The sequence below is a fragment of the Pontibacter beigongshangensis genome (assembly GCF_014332515.1).
Classification (GTDB): Bacteria; Bacteroidota; Bacteroidia; order Cytophagales; family Hymenobacteraceae; genus Pontibacter; species Pontibacter beigongshangensis.
On sequence record NZ_VFSD01000065.1, the window covers coordinates 1 to 786 of the forward strand.

A 786-nucleotide genomic window follows, 5' to 3' on the forward strand; every position below is an offset into this window, starting at 1 on the left:
GGTAGTGGATTAAAAAGTATGATGTTTAGCTTTCTGTTTATTTCGGTAGCTAAACATCAGGTTCAAAGCAGCTAAATGATTTTCTTTCTTTTTGGAGAAGCAGGTCGTTTTTCTGACAAGTCTTCTGTTTCTGGCTCTCAAGCAGGTATTAACCCCCTCTATGTTTTTCGTGTATGCCTTCCCGACGGTGTGTTTTTCTGGCGGCAGCACCTGTGCAAATGCTTTCCAATGGTCAGTATAGTAGTGCTCTACTGCTACACCCTCGAGCTGTTTGAGCAGCTCCCGTACTGTTGAGGCACTTCTGCTACCACAACTGTAGGCCAGTATTTCGTCTGCTTCCGGGCTGTAGGCATACAACAACCAGTATTTGCCTTTCTTGCGCTTGCCCACAAAGCTCCAGACTTCATCAATTTGTACAGACTGGTAGTGCTGGCGGGCAGGCGCAATCTTCAGCCTGGTCCCCTGACGGCACAGGTTGTCCAAAATGCACCTTCTGCTGATGCCCAGCAGCTCTTCGATGTCGCGAATACCACTGTTGCGCTCCAGGAGCCGGATTGCCAGCTGCTTGACGGCTGGATCTGCCCCTGGGTGGCGGTAACGCCCCTGAAACTGTTTGCCGCAACTACGGCAGAGCAGGTTCTGCTCGCCATTCCTTTTCTTTCCGTTTTTTACTACCTTGCTGCTCTGGCAGTGAGGACAGTTTATCTTGATGAGAATCTCGCACATTCCATCTCTTAAACCAAATCACTGCCTTTTTCTATCCATCATACATTTTTAACCACTACC

Annotated in this window: 1 protein-coding gene; it reads right to left on the reverse strand. The window is 48.6% G+C overall.

Features of this window, described 5'->3' with window-relative positions:
- Positions 1 to 9: 9 nt before the first annotated feature.
- On the reverse strand, positions 10 to 726 hold the full coding sequence (locus tag FJM74_RS22110; RefSeq protein ID WP_187264824.1) for an IS1 family transposase: 717 nt from the start codon (positions 724 to 726) through the stop codon (positions 10 to 12).
- Between the last annotated feature and the right edge of the window lie 60 nt (positions 727 to 786).